Source organism: Acinetobacter sp. ABJ_C5_2 (genome assembly GCF_044538485.1).
Taxonomy (GTDB): Bacteria; Pseudomonadota; Gammaproteobacteria; order Pseudomonadales; family Moraxellaceae; genus Acinetobacter; species Acinetobacter nosocomialis_A.
On sequence record NZ_JBIUCS010000001.1, the window covers coordinates 477,204 to 495,295 of the forward strand.

Sequence of the window (18,092 nt, forward strand, 5' to 3'; positions counted from 1 at the left end):
TCGGAAAAAAACAACTTTTACTCTCACTACTAAGGTTAAAGAATATTTCTATAGGACGTTACATAATGAAAATTCAAGGAAAACATTTCGTGATTACAGGTGGTGGCTCTGGTTTAGGGGCTGCAACTGCTGAGTATTTGGTAAAGCAGGGTGCCTCAGTCACATTAGTAGACATGAATGTAGAAGCAGGTGAACAGCAAGCAAAACAGCTAGGGCCAAAAGCTGACTTTGTAAAACTTGATGTAACTGATGAAACTGCTGCTGAGCAGTTCTTTAAAGATGTCTTAGTCAAACATAGCCATTTACATGGTTTGGTGAATTGTGCTGGTATTGGCCCTTCTGCGAAAGTAGTTGGCCGTGAGGGTGTTCATGACTTGGGGTTATTTGCAAAGACTTTAAATATTAATGTCACAGGTACATTTAACATGCTGCGTTTTGCAGCAGATGCAATGAGTAAAAATACAGTTGAAGCAGGCGAAGAGGACCGTGGTGTCATTGTTAACACTGCTTCTGTTGCAGCATTTGACGGTCAAATTGGTCAGGCAGCGTATTCTGCATCAAAAGGCGCTATTGTGGCGATGACTTTGCCGATTGCTCGTGAGTTAGCGAGACATGCTATTCGTATTATGACCATTGCACCGGGAATTATGGAAACTCCAATGCTTAAGGGTATGCCACAAAATGTACAAGATGCTTTGGGGCAAATGGTTCCGTACCCATCTCGTTTAGGAAAACCAGAAGAGTTTGCTCGTTTGGTTGCGCATATTGCTGAAAATTCCTATTTAAATGGTGAAGTTATCCGTTTGGATGGTGCAATTCGTATGGCAGCAAAATAATAAAATAAGGATGTTGAAATGATTCTAAATGCTGAACAAAGCATGGTTCAGGAGATGATGCGTAACTATGCGCAAAATCAGTTAAAACCAACAGCTGCACATCGCGATAAGACCCATGAATTTCCGGCTCAGGAGTTAAAAGATTTAGGTGCACTAGGCGCTATGGGAATGACTGTGCCCGATGAATGGGGCGGTGCCGGAATGGATTATGTATCTTTAGTACTCGCAATTGAGGAAATTGCTGCAGGTGATGGTGCTATTTCGACAATCGTCAGCGTACAAAACTCTTTGATTTGCGGTATTACACTGGCATACGGTTCAGAGCAGCAAAAACAAACCTATTTGCCAAAATTTGCTTCTGGTGAATGGCTAGGGTGCTTTTGTTTAACTGAACCACATGTTGGTTCCGATGCGAGCGCGATTTTATGTAAAGCCGAGCGAGATGGCGACCATTGGGTACTCAATGGCGTAAAGCAATTTATTACCAGTGGTAAAAATGCTCAAGTAGCTTTGGTGTTTGCGGTTACAGATAAACAAGCTGGTAAAAAAGGCATTTCGTGCTTTCTTGTACCGACCAATACCCAAGGCTACTTGGTGACTCGTATTGAAGACAAAATGGGTCAACATGCTTCAGACACCGCAACCATTACGTTAGAGGACTGCCGGATTCCTTTAGAAAATTTGGTAGGGCAAGAGGGTGAGGGTTATAAAATTGCGCTATCTAATTTAGCGGCTGGTCGTATTGGTATTGCGGCTCAATCTGTTGGTATGGCAAGAGCGGCTTTTGATGCTGCTGTCCAATACGCAAATGAACGTAAGGCCTTTGGTGTAGAGCTGGTTCAGCATCAGGCGGTTGGTTTTCGCTTAGCTGATATGGCAACTCAGATTGAAGCTGCACATCAGCTAGTTTTGCATGCTGCAACTTTAAAAGATGCGGGACTACCTTGTTTAAAAGAGGCCTCAATGGCGAAACTCTTTGCATCCACCATGGCTGAGCGAGTATGTTCGGATGCAATCCAGATTCATGGAGGTTATGGATACGTCAGTGATTTCCCTGTTGAGAGAATTTATCGGGATGTTCGTGTAAGCCAGATTTATGAAGGTGCTTCTGATATTCAACGCTTGGTGATTGCTCGTGAAGTGGCTCAAGTTTAGATCATAAGATATTGAGTTTTTAAACTTAAAACTGCAAGAAGCCGCACACTATGTGCGGTTTCTTGCAATTGAAATGATGTATTTTTGCTATTAGTTTTGTTTGAAATAGATAGGAAAGTTGAAGAAATATTCTTCGAGCTTTAGCTAAAACAATAACAGTCAGGACAGATTTTGTGGCCTTACACAAAATCAATCATCAAACGGAATGAAGGTGAGCATCATGAAAACTTTGGCAGAAGCTTATCAGCAATTTGATCTTGAAAAACTCATTGAAGAGCAACTTGTTGGGCACCCCCAAGCGATAAATGCTTATGTTGAGTGCTGTGAGCGTTATGTAGGAAAAAATAAAACAGCGCTCTTTTGGGAAGGAAAAAACGGACAGGCAGAGCACTATACGTTCGAACAACTTGCTGAACTTTCTGGAAAACTTGCTAACTTCTTTAAAGCACAAGGAATTCAAGCTGGAGATTGTATTGCAGGGCTTTTACCGAGAACGCCTGAGTTATTAATTACAATTTTGGCAACGTGGCGCATAGGTGCTATTTATCAGCCTTTATTTACTGCCTTTGAAGCAAAATCGATTGATCACCGTATTACGACTGCTCAAACTAAATTGATTGTGACCAATGATGAACAGCGCCCTAAACTGAATACTTTAAATGTTCCGGTTATTGTCACTGTTCATCAGACTGGTCCTTTATCTGAACATGACTTCGATTTTTGGCAATCTTTACAACGCTATTCTGAGCAATGTGAACCAGTCAGCCGTAGCTTTGACGATGACTTTTTAATGATGTTTACCTCTGGTACAACTGGTCTTGCCAAGTCCGTACCAGTTCCTTTAAAAGCAATTTTGACATTTAAAGGTTATATGACTCATGCTGTCGATTTGCGTGAAGAGGATATGTTCTGGAATTTGGCAGATCCGGGGTGGGCGTATGGTTTGTATTATGGCATTACAGGCCCTTTAAGCTTGGGACATAGCATTATTATGGATGAGCGTTCGTTTAATGTAGATCAGGCAATTGAGTTAATTAAAAAGTATAAAGTAAGTAATTTAACTGGTTCGCCTACAGCATTTCGTATGTTCTTTGGATTTAAGGAAAAATTTGACCCTTCAATTAAACAACATTTACGCGTAGTGAGTAGTGCGGGTGAGCCATTAACACCTGAGGTTGTGAACTGGTTTAAACAGGATTTAGAGGTCAATATTTTTGATCAATATGGACAAACTGAACTCGGCATGGTGATTGCGAACCACCATGCGCTTGAGCACCCATTAAAAGTAGGTTCAGCCGGTTTTGCAATTCCTGGGCATCGTTTTGCTGTGTTAGACCAAAATTATCAAGAATTACCAACAGGTGGTGTTGGTATTTTGGCAATGGACTCGGAGCAATCCCCACTAATGTGGTTTAAAGGTTATGGTGGCAATAATCGCAAATCATTTGTTGGTAAGTATTATTTAACAGGAGACACGGTCACTTTAAATGAACATGGCGGCATTGATTTTGTTGGACGTGCTGACGATGTCATTACAACATCGGGCTACCGAGTTGGACCATTCGATGTTGAAAGTACTTTATTAGAGTGTGAGGCGGTATTAGAGTCAGCCGTAATTGGTAAGCCAGATCCGGAACGAACCGAAATAGTAAAAGCTTTTGTGGTACTTAAGCCTGCTTATCAAGCATGTGAAACATTAAAAGATAAACTACAGCAATATGTTCGTAACCGTTTATCTCGTCATGCGTACCCAAAAGAAATTGAGTTTGTGGATAGTCTACCGAAAACCACGAGCGGAAAAATTCAAAGAGGATTATTGAAGCAGCAAGAAATTGCAAAAATGCAGCAAGCCTATGCAAGCTAAATTGAACAAAGGGAAATATTTAAATATTTCCCTTTATTTTTTTATATTAGAGATCGGCTTTCACTTCTTCACCAATTAAGTAAAACGTTCCACCTGCAATATAATGCAGGCTTCGAAGTTCTTTTGGCGCATCTTGAAAATACCAGTGCCCATCTCTAAAAACGCGACTATCTGCCCATGCACCTACAACAGAACCAATAAATAAATCATGAGCTGACTGATTGTGCGGTTCAGGAATAAGTTTACAAACCAGCCATGCGATACAACCTGATACAAGCGGGCTACTCAGGCCTTCTTGATAAAACAGTTCAACATCGCAGTGTTCAAGTTTTTGTGGGTCATCCAACTTACTAATGGTGCCAAGTTGCTTGGTCATATTGAGCTGTGCATAGCAAGGAACTTGTAGGGTGAAGTAACCGCTTTGCTCAACAAGCTGTCGAGTTTTCGTACTTTTATCTAAAACTACAGACACTTTGGCAGGTTTAAACTCTAATGCACATGCCCATGCGGCAGCCATTACATTGCGGTCATCACCATGTTGTGCAGAAACTAGGACAGTTGGACCATGATTTAACAACCGATAAGCTTTTTCTAACTCTACAGGTGCAATATATGATTGCGTCATATTTAGCCTAAGTAATAAAGAAAATAGATATTTCTATTGTTGCAGAAAGCTTGATAGATGCAATGTTGGTAAATAAGCTTTATTAGAATAAAAAAGTTGTTTCTATTTTATAGCTTTCATAATAACGAACTTAGTCATAAAATCATTTCGCTTCTAAGTGAAAGGATTAACGCGTGACCGAGCTTCAAGATATCGATTTTGTAGAGTTAAGTGATGAAGAAATGCATCTCTATAGCCGTCAGATTTTACTTGATGGATGGGATATTGAAGCTCAGGAAAAACTCAAACTTGCCAATGTACTGATTGTCGGTGCTGGAGGAATAGGCTGTAGCAGTGCAGAGCTACTCGCACGAGCAGGAGTTGGAAAAATTACACTCATTGATGCAGATACCATTGAGATAAGTAATTTACAGCGTCAAATTGCATTTGGTCATGAAGATATTGGTCGTTATAAAGCTGAAGTTCTGGCAAAACGGTTACAGAAAATTAACCCTTATATCTGTGTTGAATACTTTAATGAACGTTTAGACGAACATAACATTGATAGACTTGTTGAACACCAAGATGTAGTGCTGGATGGCTGTGATAACTTTACAACTCGCTATTTAGTAAATAGTGCTTGTAAGAAGCATCAGGTCGCATTAATTAGTGCTTCTGCAATTGGCTTTCAGGCGCAAATGTTTATGGTAGAAGATGATTCAGCTTGTTATGAATGTTTGTTCCCAAAAGAACAGCATGACAATGAAGGCCTGCGCTGTGCAGAGTCAGGAGTGCTTGCAACAACTCCTGTAATGATAGCGTCATTACAAGCACATCACACTTTGTTATATTTAGGGCTTAATCACACTCCTTTGAAACAAAAACTGTTACTTTGGGATGGATTAAATATGACACAACGTATTGTTAATTTTGATAAAGATATAAATTGTCCACTTTGTCAGGCAAGCTAATCAGCAAATAAAGCAAAATTTGCTACACTTGAGACGAATATTCTGGTTCTAAAGAAATATGAAAAAAAATATTTTATTTGATGGATTGCGCTCAGTTGCCCGTATCGGTGAAACCGCAGTGGTTGCTGCTAAAGCTGGTATTAAGTACGCAACTGATAAGCCAAGTAATGCCAAACTCATGCGTGAGACTTTTGAGTCGCTTGGCTCAACATATATTAAGCTTGGTCAGTTTATCGCGAGTACACCATCGCTATTTCCGCGTGAATATGTAGAAGAATTTCAAGGTTGTTTAGATCAGACACCAACTCTGCCATTTAGTTATATTCAAGGCGTACTTGCTTCTGAATTTGAAGGGCGTGATTTAAACCAGATTTTTAGCTACATCGATGAAAAACCTTTAGCTTCTGCCTCAATTGCTCAGGTTCATGCAGCTAAACTGACGACCGGTGAAGATGTCGTTATCAAAGTACAAAAACCTGGTGTTGAAACCATTTTGTACACTGACTTAAATGTGGTGCATTGGGCAGCCAAACTACTTGAGCGTGCAGTACCTAAAATCAAGTTTGCTGCTCTTTCTGATATTGTCGATGAAATTAAAACCCGTATGGTGCGTGAAGTCGACTTTATTGAAGAAGCCCAAAACTTAGATGACTTTATAGAATATTTAAATATTTCTCAAAACCATGCTGCGACTGCACCTAAAGTTTATCATCAGTTTTCTACACGCCGTGTGTTGACCATGCAGCGTTTATACGGTGTGTCTTTGACAGATTTTAGTGTGGTAAAACAATATGCTAAAGACCCATCACAAGTGCTAATTACTGCCATGAATACATGGTTTGGTAGTCTTATGCTCTGTAAGAGTTTCCACGCTGACTTACATGCTGGAAACCTAATGTTGCTTGAAGATGGCCGAATTGGTTTTATCGATTTCGGTATTGTGGGTCAGTTAAAACCAGAAGTCTGGACAGCATGTATTGCGTTTATGGATGCGTTGCAAAAGACTGATTATCAAGCAATGGCTGAAAATATGCTGAAGATGGGCATGACCCATAACAAGGTCGATGTTGATGTATTGGCACAAGATTTGGAGCGCTTATTTAATGGCGTATTAATGGCCGATCCACAGCAAATTCTGTCTTCAAATCCAGCCGATTTAAATGACATCATGATGGATATGGTAGGGGTTGGTGAGCGCCACGGTATTAAATTCCCTCGAGATTTTGCCTTATTATTTAAGCAAATGCTTTATTTTGATCGTTTTATGCGCGTACTCGCACCATATACTGATATTTATGCAGACCAACGTTTGAAAATGGTTCAAAATATGGAACCTGCTTCGTTGTTAAAGCACTAAGGTCAGTTTAAATTTATGGATGCCATTATTATTGAAGGCTTGAAGGTTGAGACAGTAATTGGCTGTTTCAACTGGGAAAGACAAATCATTCAACCTTTAATGTTGGATTTGACCATCCATAATGATTTGAGCCGAGCTGCAGCGTCTGACAAGCTTGAGGATACACTCAACTATGCGCAGATTTGTGAGTTATCGGCTCAAACCATTCAGCAAGCTAAACCTGAGTTAATCGAGCACGCAGCTCATCTGGTTTTGCAATGTTTATTTGAAACCTTTCCAACAATTGAAAAAATTACCATAACCATCCGTAAGCCAGCCATCATTGCAGAAGCAAACGCTGTAGGAATTCGTCTTGAACGCACCAGAAACAATTTTTGCGCTCGCCCTAGCGAGTAATTTAGACGCAGATCAGCACTTTACTTTTGCTTATACGCAATTAGCAACTTTGGGGAAAGTGCAGTTTTCATCTGTTTATCAAATTCCATGCCGAGATGGTATTGGAGATGATTATTGGAATTCAGCATGTCTATTAAAAAGCACTTTATCATTTGAACAAATTGAATCTTTTCTCAAGAAACTTGAGTCAGATTCTGGACGTGTTCGACCATCGCATCATATTTCTTTAGATGTAGATTTGATTGCATGGGGAAGTGATTTGGACCATATGCAATTTAATTCTAAAAAATTACCTTTGGCGCTCGATGTAAAAATTCCTTTATATGAACTTTGGCATTGTGAAAAACTAAAGGCTGATAGTACGCTTTACCCAGTTGTTAATTTTAAATTTCAAGGTCTTTCAAACTAAAATTTACGCAAAATTTACGCGGCCTTTGAGTTCCTCAATAGAGAATTTACGAGCATTTTATCCATACTGAAATTCACTAAATTAGTGTTACTTCAGGACAATAAAGATGCTTATAAATTCTCAAATGCGCATCTTGCATCAGTCTGGCATAGCCTTATGCGGACTCAAAAAAAGTGATATTTCTTCATCTCTCCTTATTTCCATTTTGGCAAATCAAGCCAAGGGGTATAGAGGAGAATAGCCATGTTAGAACTTATCCTTGTTTTATTTATTGCTATTTTTTTAGCATGGTGTCTCAGCAAATATCTATCCAAAGTGATGACAAATCAGCCGATGGTTGGCGATGGATTATTTCGTTGGATTGAAAATCCTGTATATCGCTTGTTAGGTATATCTCCACAACAACAAATGAACTGGAAACAATATTCTTTAGCATTTGTTGTTAGCTGTGTTTTTCTAGCTATAGCCGTTTTTGCTATTTTTATGACGCAAGCATGGCTACCATTAAATCCAAATCATGCACCAAATATGAGTTGGGATTTAGCGTTACACACGGTTATTTCATTTTTAACAAACACAAACCAGCAGCATTATTCTGGTCAGGCTCAGTTATCTTATTTGTCGCAAATGACAGGTATTGTGGGGCTGCAAGTCATTACTCCAATGATGGGGCTGGCTTTGGTTGTTGCGACATTAAGAGCTTTCTTTTATCAGCGCCCAAGCCATATTGCGGCCGATGTTGCCGAGCAGCCAGATCAAATTTTAATTGGTAACTATTGGGCAGATGTAATTCGTCCTACAGTCCGATTCTTGCTTCCGCTCTGTTTTGTCTGGTCTTTATTGCTCAACAGCCAAGGTGTACCAGCAACTTTCCAAGGCGGGCCAGAAATACAGCTGATTGATAAAGCCAATACATTACAAACCCAAAAAATTCCTTTAGGGCCAGTTGCGCCAATGGTAGCGATTAAGCAATTGGGTAGTAATGGTGGCGGTTGGTATGGTCCAAATAGTTCTGTGCCTTTAGAAAATCCAACACCATTTTCTAATTTACTAGAAATGATTGCGATCTTACTTATTCCAATCACAGTCATTTTTATGGTCGGGCATTTTACTCAGCGTAAAAAGTTTGCTTACTTTGTGTTTGGTAGCATGCTTTTGATGTCGGTTATTTCAGGTGCGGCAGCTGTCTGGTCTGAAAGTATGTCATCGACCGCATCTCAAATTGCAGTAATGGAAGGTAAAGAGCAACGTTTTGGACCTGCAGCATCAGCAGTTTGGGCTGCGCTGACTACACAAGTGAATAACGGTTCGGTCAATATGATGCACGATTCTTCTGCGCCGCTTACTGGGCTGGTTGAACTCATTAACATGTTGATTAATGCCATTTGGGGCGGTGTGGGCTGTGGTCTGCAACAGTTTATGATTTATCTGTTACTCGCTGTATTTATTGCAGGCTTAATGACAGGCCGTACACCTGAATTGTTTGGACGCAAAATTGAAGCAGCAGAGATCAAGTTACTTGCGATTATTATCTTAATTCAGCCTCTTATTATTCTGGCTTTTACAGCATTGAGTCTTAGTATTCCGGGATTATCAGGTATCACAAACCCTGGACCACACGGTATTAGCCAAGTGTTCTATGAATATGTTTCTGCGTTTGCTAATAACGGTTCAGGTTTTGAAGGCCTTGGAGACAACACCGTATGGTGGAATGTCACTTGTAGTCTTGCTCTTCTTTTAGGACGCTTCCCGACATTAATTTTGCCATTAATGATTGCGACACGTTTAGCAGCAAAAAGAAAAGCACCCGAAACAACAGGTAGCCTTCAGGTTGAAACGCCAACCTTTGCCTTAACGCTGATTACGATTGTTGTATTGCTTACCTTATTACAATTTATGCCAGTTCTTGTCCTTGGGCCAATTGCCGATCAACTGTTGTTGGTTAAAGGCTAAGGAGGCGAGTGAAAATGAATACACAAACTCATGTAAATAGCCATAAAACAACTGTGGCAGTACCAAGTTTTGAAGTTTGGAAAAATGCTTTTATAAAATTGCTACCCCAGCATGCAATTAAAAATCCAGTCATGGCAATTGTATGGCTTGGAACAGTGGTTACTGCGCTAAGTACCGTAATGGGATATGCCACACTGTTGTTTGGTTTGGTCGTCACAGCAATTTTGTTTATTACAATTTTATTTGCTAACTATGCTGAAGCGGTTGCAGAGGCTAGAGGTCGTGGACAGGCATCTTCATTGCGTGCAGCAAGAGAAAACTTGACTGCCCGAAGACTTAATTCTTTGACAGACCGTCAAACCACTCAAATTGCAGCTACTGAACTTCATTTAAATGATTATATTGAAGTTCATGCAGGTGAACTTGTTCCAGCCGACGGTGAAATTGTAGAAGGCTTTGCCACCATTAATGAATCGGCGGTTACAGGTGAGTCAGCACCCGTGTTACGTGAAGCTGGAACTGACCGTTCAGGTGTTATTGGCGGGACTAAAGTTCTTACAGATCGTATTGTTGTGCAAGTGACCGCTGAATCTGGCCAAAGTTTCTTAGACCGTATGATTGCTTTGGTTGAAGGTTCAAATCGTCAAAAAACACCGAATGAGATTGCACTTGGCTTCTTGTTAATGGTGATGACACTTACATTTTTAATTGTGGTGATTAGCCTACCATTTATTGCTCATTATTTGCATATTGAGCTCGATCCAGTTGTACTCGTGGCGCTATTGGTCTGCTTAATTCCAACAACGATTGGTGGCTTGTTACCTGCGATTGGTATTGCAGGTATGAACCGTGCACTCAAAGCCAATGTTTTGGCGAAATCAGGTAAAGCTGTCGAAGTTGCAGGTGACATTGATGTGCTTTTACTCGATAAAACAGGAACCATTACTTATGGTGACCGTCAAGCAACTTCATTTTATCCTTTAACTTCGGTAACCGAATCTGAGTTGAGAGCTGCTGCTTGGGTGAGTTCACTTGCCGACCCAACACCAGAAGGGAAATCGATTGTTAAGTTAGCAAAAGAACAAGGTTTAAAACAGCAAGAACCTGAGCAAGCCGAATTTATCTCTTTTAGTGCTTCGACTCGAATTTCTGGTGTGAATTTACCGAATGGTGAGCAAATTCGTAAAGGTGCTTTAGATGCAATCTTGAAATTTGTAGATGAAGATTATTCTCAAGATCTAGAGTTAAAAGCACGTGTTGAACAAGTTGCCAAAAAAGGTGCAACACCATTGGTTGTCGCAAATCAACATCATGTATTAGGTGTGATTGAACTTTCAGATGTGATTAAACACGGCATTAAAGAACGTTTTGCCCGTTTAAGAGAAATGGGCATCAAAACTGTCATGGTTACAGGTGATAACCCATTAACTGCTGCTGCGATTGCTGCTGAAGCGGGTGTAGATGACTATATTGCCGAAGCAAAACCAGAAGACAAATTGGCTTGTATTCGCACCGAACAACAACAAGGTCGTTTAGTTGCAATGGTCGGTGACGGAACCAACGATGCACCAGCATTAGCACAAGCCGATATTGGCTTAGCCATGAACTCAGGTACACAAGCTGCAAAAGAAGCCGGCAATATGGTCGATTTAGACTCAGATCCAACCAAACTTCTTGCTGTGGTTGAGATTGGGAAACAGCAGCTGATTACCCGTGGTGCTTTAACAACATTTTCGTTAGCAAACGACGTCTCTAAATACTTTGCCATTTTGCCTGCATTGTTCGCTGCTGCGATTCCACAAATGCAAGTATTGAATGTAATGCACTTAGCAAGTCCAAGCAGCGCGATTTTATCTGCATTAATTTTTAACGCGATTATTATCCCGCTATTAATTCCAATTGCATTACGTGGCGTCAAATTTAAACCTTCAACTGCAACTCAGTTACTACGTCGAAATATGTTGATTTATGGGGTGGGCGGTGTGGTTCTACCATTCATTGCCATTAAAGCGATTGATGTTGTGATTGTTCAATTATTTGGTTTGTAATCTGGAGTTTGAAATGAAAACTTATGCACAAAATTCAGAAGCAAATTTGGGTCAGACCTTAAGAGCATCTTTCGGACTTCTAATTTTTACCCTTGTCGGTTGTGGTGCTATTTATAGTGCGATCGCTACAGGCGCGGGACAGGTTTTATTCAACAATCAAGCGAATGGTAGTTTGATTGAAATAGATCATAAAGTTTTAGGGTCAAAATTAGTCGCTCAGCCATTTGTTGGAGAGGCTTATTTTCATCCGCGTCCTTCAGCAGTTGCTTATGACCCGATGGCGATGGCAGGTACAAACTTAGCTCGTACTAATCCTGAACTACAGAAACAAATTGATGCTCAGATTCTTGCGGTGATAAAACAAGACCACACGGGCAATACACCGATTCCAAGTGATTTGGTGACTAAATCAGGTAGTGGTATCGATCCACATATTAGCCCTGAATCTGCTCAGTTGCAGGTTGCCAGAGTGGCTCAAGCGCGTCATTTAGCCCCTAAAGTTGTAGAACAGTTACTCCAAAAGCATATTGAACCAGTTCAGTTTGGTGTACTAGGGCAAGCTCGTGTTAATGTATTAGAGTTAAATATCGCTTTAGATCAATTACAATCTACACATTAACTTGAAAATAAAATTGTTAGTTTACCGGATGATATCAAGTGCAAAGCAATCGCGAAAATCAGGCTGAAGCCTTATTAAATCATGTGAATAGATATCAAGCCGGTCGACTAACGGTCTTTCTCGGTGCAGCGCCTGGTGTTGGAAAAACCTATGCCATGCTCGCCCGCGCTAAAGAACTATTTCAACAGGGCACAGATGTTGTTGTTGGTATTGTTGAAACCCATGGAAGAATCGAAACTCTAAAAATTTTGGAAGGTTTGCCTCAGATTGCTAGAAAGGAAATGCAATATCAGGGGCATACTTTAGAAGAAATGGACCTGGATGCTATTTTACTCAGGCATCCGCAAATCGTTTTGGTTGATGAACTGGCTCATCGCAACGTCCCAAATAGTCGTCATGAACGGCGGTGGCAAGATGTTAATGAATTGCTAGACGCAGGTATTGATGTATTTACGACCATTAATATTCAGCATTTAGAAAGCCTAAATGATGTGGTCTACCAGATTACGGGGATTCGAGTAAATGAAACGGTACCAGATCGGGTATTTGATCGTATTCGAGACATTCGTTTAATTGATTTACCAGTCAGTGAGCTTATTGAAAGGCTCCATCAAGGAAAAGTCTATGTACCAGAGCAAGCAAATCTGGCATTACAAGGCTTTTTTAGCATTTCAAATTTAACAGCATTACGTGAACTCGCAATGCAATGCGTTGCTGAGCATGTCGATTTAGATTTAAAACAGAGTTACACCTCTAAAGGTTTGAAGTCTATCTCGCTACAAAATGAATTGATGATTGCGATAGATGGACAAGGTTCTTCTGAATATTTAGTGCGGGCAGGTTGTCGATTAGCTGAACGCTATGGGGCAACATGGACTGTAGTGAATGTTGCTAAAAGTTTTGACTTTGGACAGAGCTCAGGAAATTCATATAAAAAAGAATATATTGAGATTGATCGGGCATTTGAGCTGGCTCGACAACTCGGGGGGCGAACAGAAGTTTTATATGGGCATAGAGTTGCGTCAGTATTAATGGATGCCGCGGTTGACCGAGGAATTTCGAATCTGGTCATTGGCAAAAGTATTTCGCCGTGGTGGTTAAAGTTATTTAAGAAAAATTTAGCTCAGCAATTATTAAATCAAGAAAATTCGATTGCTTTAACGATTTTGCATCCAGAACAGGGCACTAAAAAGACAACTCAACTTGAAAAGCCATCATTTTTATCATTAAAAGAAAGTGTTTTTGTTTTAGCGGTTACTTGTGTCAGTATTTTTATAGCTCACTTTGCCGAAGTTCTATTGGGTATTGAAGACTTTTCTGTCATTTTTATTATTTCAGTTTTAATTGTAGCAACGAAAACGAGAATGCTCGCTGCAGTAGTGGCAGCCTTAATCTGTTTCTTGGCTTATAACTTTTTCTTTATTGCACCACGTTTTACATTTCAAATTTCAGCACACCAAGGGGTGGTTACCGTTGTTGCTTTTTTTGCGGCAGCTTTAATCGCTGGGCGGTTGGCTTCTCAGTTACGTCAGCAGGTTTTGTCTTTAAAAGCTGCGAATGCCTACACCACAGTGATGCAAGACTTGGCACGTAAGCTTTCTAGTGCGGTGAATCTTGAAGAAGTCATGCAAACAGGACGTATGACTTTAGAAACCCAGCTGCAAACTAAGGTGTGGATTTCTATTCAAGATAGAGTCATTTCATCTGATATTGAGCTAAATGATAAAGAAAAAGTAGCCGCAGAATGGTGTTTAAAACATCAACAACCGTGCGGGCGTTTTACCGATACTCTTAGTCAATCAAACTGGTGGTTTTTACCTCTTTTAGAGCAGAAAAATAGCCTAGGTATAGTGGGAATTTACTTTAAGGATGACGTAGTTTCTCTAAATTTTGAGCAAAAGAAATTGACGGAAAGTGTAATTGAATATATTGCACAGGCAGCACTTCGAACCCAATTGGTCAATGAACTTGAACAAGCAAAAGTCACCAGTGAGACAGAGCGTTTACGTTCTGCTTTATTATCTTCGGTATCGCATGATTTACGTTCACCACTTGCTTCTATTATTGGCGCAGCAGACACACTTGCGAATTTTAAAGCTGATATGTCAGAACAAGACCAGCAAGATTTACTTGAAACAATACATTTAGAAGGTGAGCGTTTAGACCGTTATATTCAAAACTTGCTTGATATGACGCGCTTAGGCCACGAAGGTCTAACCTTGAAAAGAGACTGGATTGGGGTAGATGAGTTAATTGGTTCGGCAACCCGCCGTTTAAAGCGCTATAAACCAGATACGCAAGTAGTGATTCAGTTACCTGAGCAACCGATTAGTTTGTATGTTCACCCTGCACTGGTAGAGCAAGCTATTTTTAATGTTTTAGAAAATGCCGCAAACTTTTCACCTCCCGATGAACCAGTCATGATTCGTGCTCACCTTTCATCAGAAGATGAAGTAAAAATTGAAATTGAAGATAGAGGTGCGGGAATTCCTGAAGACGAAAGACATCGCATTTTTGATATGTTTTATACGATGGAACGAGGAGACCGTGGAAAGTTTGGTACTGGTTTAGGGCTTACAATCGTAAAAGCGATTATTGGTGCTCATATGGGTACAATAGAAGCATTTTCAGGGCGCCAAAATAAAGGTACTTTAATTCAAATCAGATTACCCATTCACCCAGTAAAAGAATAAGTTGTAAATTCATGATAAGTTCAGAAACATCACCTGTAGAAACACGTATTGTGATTATTGATGATGAGCCTCAAATCCGTAAATTTTTAGACATTGCTTTAAGAACTCAAAAATACAAAACCACGCTCTGCGAAACGGGTTACAAAGGCCTAGAGGCTTTGGCAACCCAAGGGGCTGACTTAGTTATTCTAGACTTAGGCTTACCCGATTTAGACGGGAAAGAAGTCCTTCAAGAATTACGTAGCTGGTCAAATGTGCCAGTTATAGTCCTATCTGTACGCGCTGATGAATACGAAAAAGTTGCTTTGCTAGATGCTGGCGCAAATGACTACATGACCAAGCCTTTTAGTGTTCAAGAGCTTTTGGCACGCATACGTGTCATCTTAAGAAATCAACCAATCCAGCAAGAAGCACATGTATATGACGATGGTTATCTTAAAGTCGATGTCACACAACGTTTGGTTTGGGTCGAGCAGCAGCCAATTACTTTAACTCGAAAAGAGTTTCAACTTTTAACGCTATTAATGCGCTATCAAGGACAGCTTTTAACACAGCCACAGCTCTTAAAAGAACTATGGGGGCCAACTCATCAGGAAGATACGCATTATTTGCGTATTTTGGTAGGCAAGTTGCGCAGTAAACTAGGAGATAATGCGATTCAACCACGTTATATTGCTACTGAACCTGGTGTTGGATTGCGTTTTTTAGCTAAACAGAAAAATAATTAATGAGATATAAAAAACCTTAGGGTATTTCTCCCTAAGGTTTTGCAAAGTGGTTTATAGTTTTTTTGCTTTTTTATTTATATATCCCAATGTTGTTCTGCTTCAGTCATTTGGCTGTAAATATTTTGATATTCAGCTTGTTTAACTGTGTACCAATGTTCGACAAAGTCAGTTCCTAAATACCCTTTTAAAATAAGACTTCCTTTAAATATTTTTAAGGCTTCCGGCTGATTGTTGGCTAATAAAATGTGCTCATCTTGAAATTTTAAAAGATGTGCAGGTTTTGGTAGCGGTAACTTATGAGATAAGCCGTAAGATACGCCAGCTAAAATAGTCGCTGTAACGAGATAGGGGTTACAGTCAGCTCCAGCAACCCGATATTCTAAGCGTTGATTTTGTACATCTGAGCATGGAATTCGGATTGCAACATTACGATTATTGGTATCCCAATTGGCTTCTAATGGCACGTGATGACCAATTTTAAAACGTCTATAAGAATTAATATTAGGTGCTAAAATCGCCATAGATGCAGGCATTAACTCAATTAGGCCACTAATCGCGCTCAATAATTTGGCTGAAAGCTCATCTTTTTGTACTTCTGAGCTAAATATATTTTGATGGTATTGATTAAGCAGACTCATATGAAAATGCATACCACTACCAGCCTTTGCCAAGTTCGGTTTCGCCATGAAACAAGCGGTTAGGTCATGCTTTCTTGCAACTTGTTTTACAATTCTTTTTAAGGCATTAATTTGATCGCATAGCTTTAAAATGTCATGGCTGTGTTGAAGGTTTAATTCATATTGTCCAGGTGATGATTCTGCAACAATAGCGGTAATTTCAATTGATTGTAGTAGGGCAGCTTTTTCAACTTCATCTAGGACTTGCTGATAGTTATTTGGCGCATCTATATCAAAACATTGGTTTTCTGAACATATTTCAGATTGATGCTGAGGTGAGAAAAGATAAAACTCTAGCTCGGCAGCCATGACAGGGAAATAATTATTAGCATGTAACTGATTTAATAGTTTTTTTAATATATTGCGTGGTTCATAGCGACAGTCTGAACCATCTTCTTCTTGCATGGATAGGTAAAGCTGAGCATTTAATTCTGGGGATAAGGCATTGGGTTGCAAGCTGCCTAAAATGGGCAGGCAAAGTCTATCTGGTTCACCAATATATTTTCCCAGTCCTGTTTCTTCAATCACTTTTCCATCAAGGCTCATGGCATAAACAGAAAGAGGAAAATAACATCCATTCGATAGATTTTTGAGGCTCTTAACGTCAATTCGTTTGCCACGAATATGCCCGTTTAAGTCATGTAGACAAATATCAATGTGCTGAGTGTGAGGATATAAACTTAAATATTCATCAACTTCTTTCAAAAAAAGCTCTGATTTGAACGTATGAATTTGCATTTGTGGAATAAAATCATCTGATATTTTAAATGCCTTAAAGTGAGAGTCTTTTAAGTTTAAACTTGGGTAAATAAGCGTACTCATTATAAAAAACCTTGGTGGTTATTTAGCTAAAATCCTACCTTAGCCTTTGAAGTTAATCTCGTAAAAAAAGAGTAAAAAGACAAAGGGTTTTTTATAAATAATTTTGGATTTTTATTTTAATAATTAAAAAGTTAATTGGTGCTTTTATGATAAGTCTTTAAGTAAAATTAACGTATAAGGGCCATCAAAGAGTTGTCTGATCGTTCATGATTTCGCTTTTAAAAATTAAACATAATTAAGAATTGTGATCCTTAAATTTGGTGAGATGGTCAAACTGCTTTAAACTTAAAATCTTATCCAGTTAAACATTTATGTATAAATCTTGAATTGAGCAAGACTTATATCGTGTATGTACTGGAATTTTATTTTTTGCGTTTTTTTAATTTTTATTTTTGAGTTCTCTTAATATGAAAAATATCGGTTTAGCCATTTTAGTAATCAGCCTTTCAGGTTGTGCTGCAATGAGCGTAGAAGAATGTAAGACTGCGAATTGGTCATTAGTGGGTGAGAAAGATGGTTCGAAAGGTTCTTCGCCACGTTTAGATCAATATTACAAAGCATGTGGAAAAGCCAATATTGTTCCAGATCAAAAGTCATATGAACGTGGGTATAAAGAAGGCCTAGGTTATTATTGCCAGCCAGCAAATATTTTTTATAACGCTTTAGAAGGTAACGGTAATATTAATGTATGCCCAGTTGAGCAGCGTAATCGTTTAAGACCTTATTATCGAGCTGCCTCAGATTACTACAATGCAAAAGCTGAATATGAGCGTTATGATGAGAAGTTTAAGCAATATTCTGACAGTGCTTATAACGAAAAATTAAAGCCAGAAGAGCGTGAACGTTATCGTAAGCTTTTAAGAGAACTACAAATTGATCGTGACCGTATTAATCGCAACTATTGGAACTCAATTCGAGATATTGAACGTTTCAAATATGATCATGGCTTAAAATAATATT

15 protein-coding genes are annotated in these 18,092 nt (G+C 39.4%); 13 read left to right on the forward strand and 2 right to left on the reverse strand.

Features of this window, described 5'->3' with window-relative positions; genetic code table 11:
- Positions 1-65 precede the first annotated feature (65 nt).
- From ACH8JV_RS02275 to ACH8JV_RS02285, 3 genes are all read left to right on the forward strand, one after another.
- Positions 66-836 (forward strand): 3-hydroxyacyl-CoA dehydrogenase, encoded by a 771-nt coding sequence (locus ACH8JV_RS02275; RefSeq protein ID WP_396519496.1) that lies wholly within the window; start codon positions 66-68, stop codon positions 834-836.
- A gap of 18 nt (positions 837-854) precedes the next feature.
- Positions 855-1,991, forward strand: coding sequence for an acyl-CoA dehydrogenase family protein (locus ACH8JV_RS02280; protein WP_000602467.1), 1,137 nt, complete (start codon positions 855-857; stop codon positions 1,989-1,991).
- Between the two features lie 220 nt (positions 1,992-2,211).
- A complete protein-coding gene (locus ACH8JV_RS02285) occupies positions 2,212-3,855 on the forward strand; it encodes an AMP-binding protein (RefSeq protein ID WP_396519498.1) in 1,644 nt (547 codons plus the stop codon).
- 46 nt (positions 3,856-3,901) lie between these two features.
- Here the strand turns inward: ACH8JV_RS02285 and ACH8JV_RS02290 are convergent, their stop codons facing one another.
- Entirely contained in the window at positions 3,902-4,480 is a 579-nt protein-coding gene (locus ACH8JV_RS02290) for a flavin reductase family protein (protein WP_396519500.1), read from the reverse strand.
- A 173-nt stretch (positions 4,481-4,653) separates the two neighbouring features.
- Between ACH8JV_RS02290 and ACH8JV_RS02295 the strand changes: the two genes are divergently transcribed.
- From ACH8JV_RS02295 to ACH8JV_RS02335, 9 genes are all read left to right on the forward strand, one after another.
- Positions 4,654-5,430 (forward strand): HesA/MoeB/ThiF family protein, encoded by a 777-nt coding sequence (locus ACH8JV_RS02295; RefSeq protein WP_396519502.1) that lies wholly within the window; start codon positions 4,654-4,656, stop codon positions 5,428-5,430.
- Positions 5,431-5,488: 58 nt separating this feature from the next.
- Positions 5,489-6,787 carry an AarF/ABC1/UbiB kinase family protein gene (locus tag ACH8JV_RS02300; protein ID WP_151761082.1) on the forward strand — a complete coding sequence of 433 codons (1,299 nt, stop codon included), beginning with the start codon at positions 5,489-5,491 and terminating at the stop codon, positions 6,785-6,787.
- 15 nt (positions 6,788-6,802) lie between these two features.
- Entirely contained in the window at positions 6,803-7,183 is a 381-nt protein-coding gene (gene folB, locus ACH8JV_RS02305) for a dihydroneopterin aldolase (protein ID WP_000338781.1), read from the forward strand.
- Complete coding sequence (locus ACH8JV_RS02310) at positions 7,140-7,592, forward strand: 2-amino-4-hydroxy-6-hydroxymethyldihydropteridine diphosphokinase (RefSeq protein WP_396519504.1); 453 nt, start codon at positions 7,140-7,142, stop codon at positions 7,590-7,592. Before folB ends, ACH8JV_RS02310 begins: the two co-directional genes overlap by 44 nt.
- A 243-nt stretch (positions 7,593-7,835) precedes the next feature.
- A complete protein-coding gene (gene kdpA / locus ACH8JV_RS02315) occupies positions 7,836-9,545 on the forward strand; it encodes a potassium-transporting ATPase subunit KdpA (protein WP_396519506.1) in 1,710 nt (569 codons plus the stop codon).
- A gap of 8 nt (positions 9,546-9,553) precedes the next feature.
- Entirely contained in the window at positions 9,554-11,593 is a 2,040-nt protein-coding gene (kdpB, locus tag ACH8JV_RS02320; RefSeq protein ID WP_396519508.1) for a potassium-transporting ATPase subunit KdpB, read from the forward strand.
- Between the two features lie 13 nt (positions 11,594-11,606).
- Positions 11,607-12,212, forward strand: coding sequence for a potassium-transporting ATPase subunit KdpC (gene kdpC, locus ACH8JV_RS02325; RefSeq protein ID WP_396519510.1), 606 nt, complete (start codon positions 11,607-11,609; stop codon positions 12,210-12,212).
- Between the two features lie 38 nt (positions 12,213-12,250).
- Positions 12,251-14,905, forward strand: coding sequence for an ATP-binding protein (locus ACH8JV_RS02330; protein ID WP_396519512.1), 2,655 nt, complete (start codon positions 12,251-12,253; stop codon positions 14,903-14,905).
- 11 nt (positions 14,906-14,916) lie between these two features.
- Positions 14,917-15,633, forward strand: coding sequence for a response regulator (locus ACH8JV_RS02335; protein ID WP_005128364.1), 717 nt, complete (start codon positions 14,917-14,919; stop codon positions 15,631-15,633).
- Positions 15,634-15,707: 74 nt separating this feature from the next.
- On the opposite strand, the gene ACH8JV_RS02340 is transcribed toward ACH8JV_RS02335, so the two are convergent.
- Positions 15,708-17,132, reverse strand: a complete 1,425-nt coding sequence (locus ACH8JV_RS02340) for a glutamine synthetase family protein (RefSeq protein ID WP_396519515.1) — start codon at positions 17,130-17,132, stop codon at positions 15,708-15,710.
- 407 nt (positions 17,133-17,539) lie between these two features.
- Here ACH8JV_RS02340 and ACH8JV_RS02345 point away from each other — a divergent pair, with 407 nt between their 5' ends.
- Positions 17,540-18,088: a DUF2799 domain-containing protein gene (locus ACH8JV_RS02345; RefSeq protein WP_032050808.1), complete on the forward strand. Its 549-nt coding sequence runs from the start codon at positions 17,540-17,542 to the stop codon at positions 18,086-18,088.
- Positions 18,089-18,092 lie beyond the last annotated feature (4 nt).

Excerpts from the sequence above, each read along its gene's own strand:
- ACH8JV_RS02285 (WP_396519498.1), top strand. The coding sequence starts at position 2,212 with ATGAAAACTTTGGCAGAAGCTTATCAGCAATTTGATCTTGAAAAACTC.
- ACH8JV_RS02290 (WP_396519500.1), bottom strand. The coding sequence starts at position 4,480 with ATGACGCAATCATATATTGCACCTGTAGAGTTAGAAAAAGCTTATCGG.
- ACH8JV_RS02335 (WP_005128364.1), top strand. The coding sequence starts at position 14,917 with ATGATAAGTTCAGAAACATCACCTGTAGAAACACGTATTGTGATTATT.
- kdpA (WP_396519506.1), top strand. The coding sequence starts at position 7,836 with ATGTTAGAACTTATCCTTGTTTTATTTATTGCTATTTTTTTAGCATGG.
- kdpC (WP_396519510.1), top strand. The coding sequence starts at position 11,607 with ATGAAAACTTATGCACAAAATTCAGAAGCAAATTTGGGTCAGACCTTA.
- ACH8JV_RS02300 (WP_151761082.1), top strand. The coding sequence starts at position 5,489 with ATGAAAAAAAATATTTTATTTGATGGATTGCGCTCAGTTGCCCGTATC.
- ACH8JV_RS02280 (WP_000602467.1), top strand. The coding sequence starts at position 855 with ATGATTCTAAATGCTGAACAAAGCATGGTTCAGGAGATGATGCGTAAC.
- ACH8JV_RS02340 (WP_396519515.1), bottom strand. The coding sequence starts at position 17,132 with ATGAGTACGCTTATTTACCCAAGTTTAAACTTAAAAGACTCTCACTTT.
- folB (WP_000338781.1), top strand. The coding sequence starts at position 6,803 with ATGGATGCCATTATTATTGAAGGCTTGAAGGTTGAGACAGTAATTGGC.
- ACH8JV_RS02345 (WP_032050808.1), top strand. The coding sequence starts at position 17,540 with ATGAAAAATATCGGTTTAGCCATTTTAGTAATCAGCCTTTCAGGTTGT.
- ACH8JV_RS02275 (WP_396519496.1), top strand. The coding sequence starts at position 66 with ATGAAAATTCAAGGAAAACATTTCGTGATTACAGGTGGTGGCTCTGGT.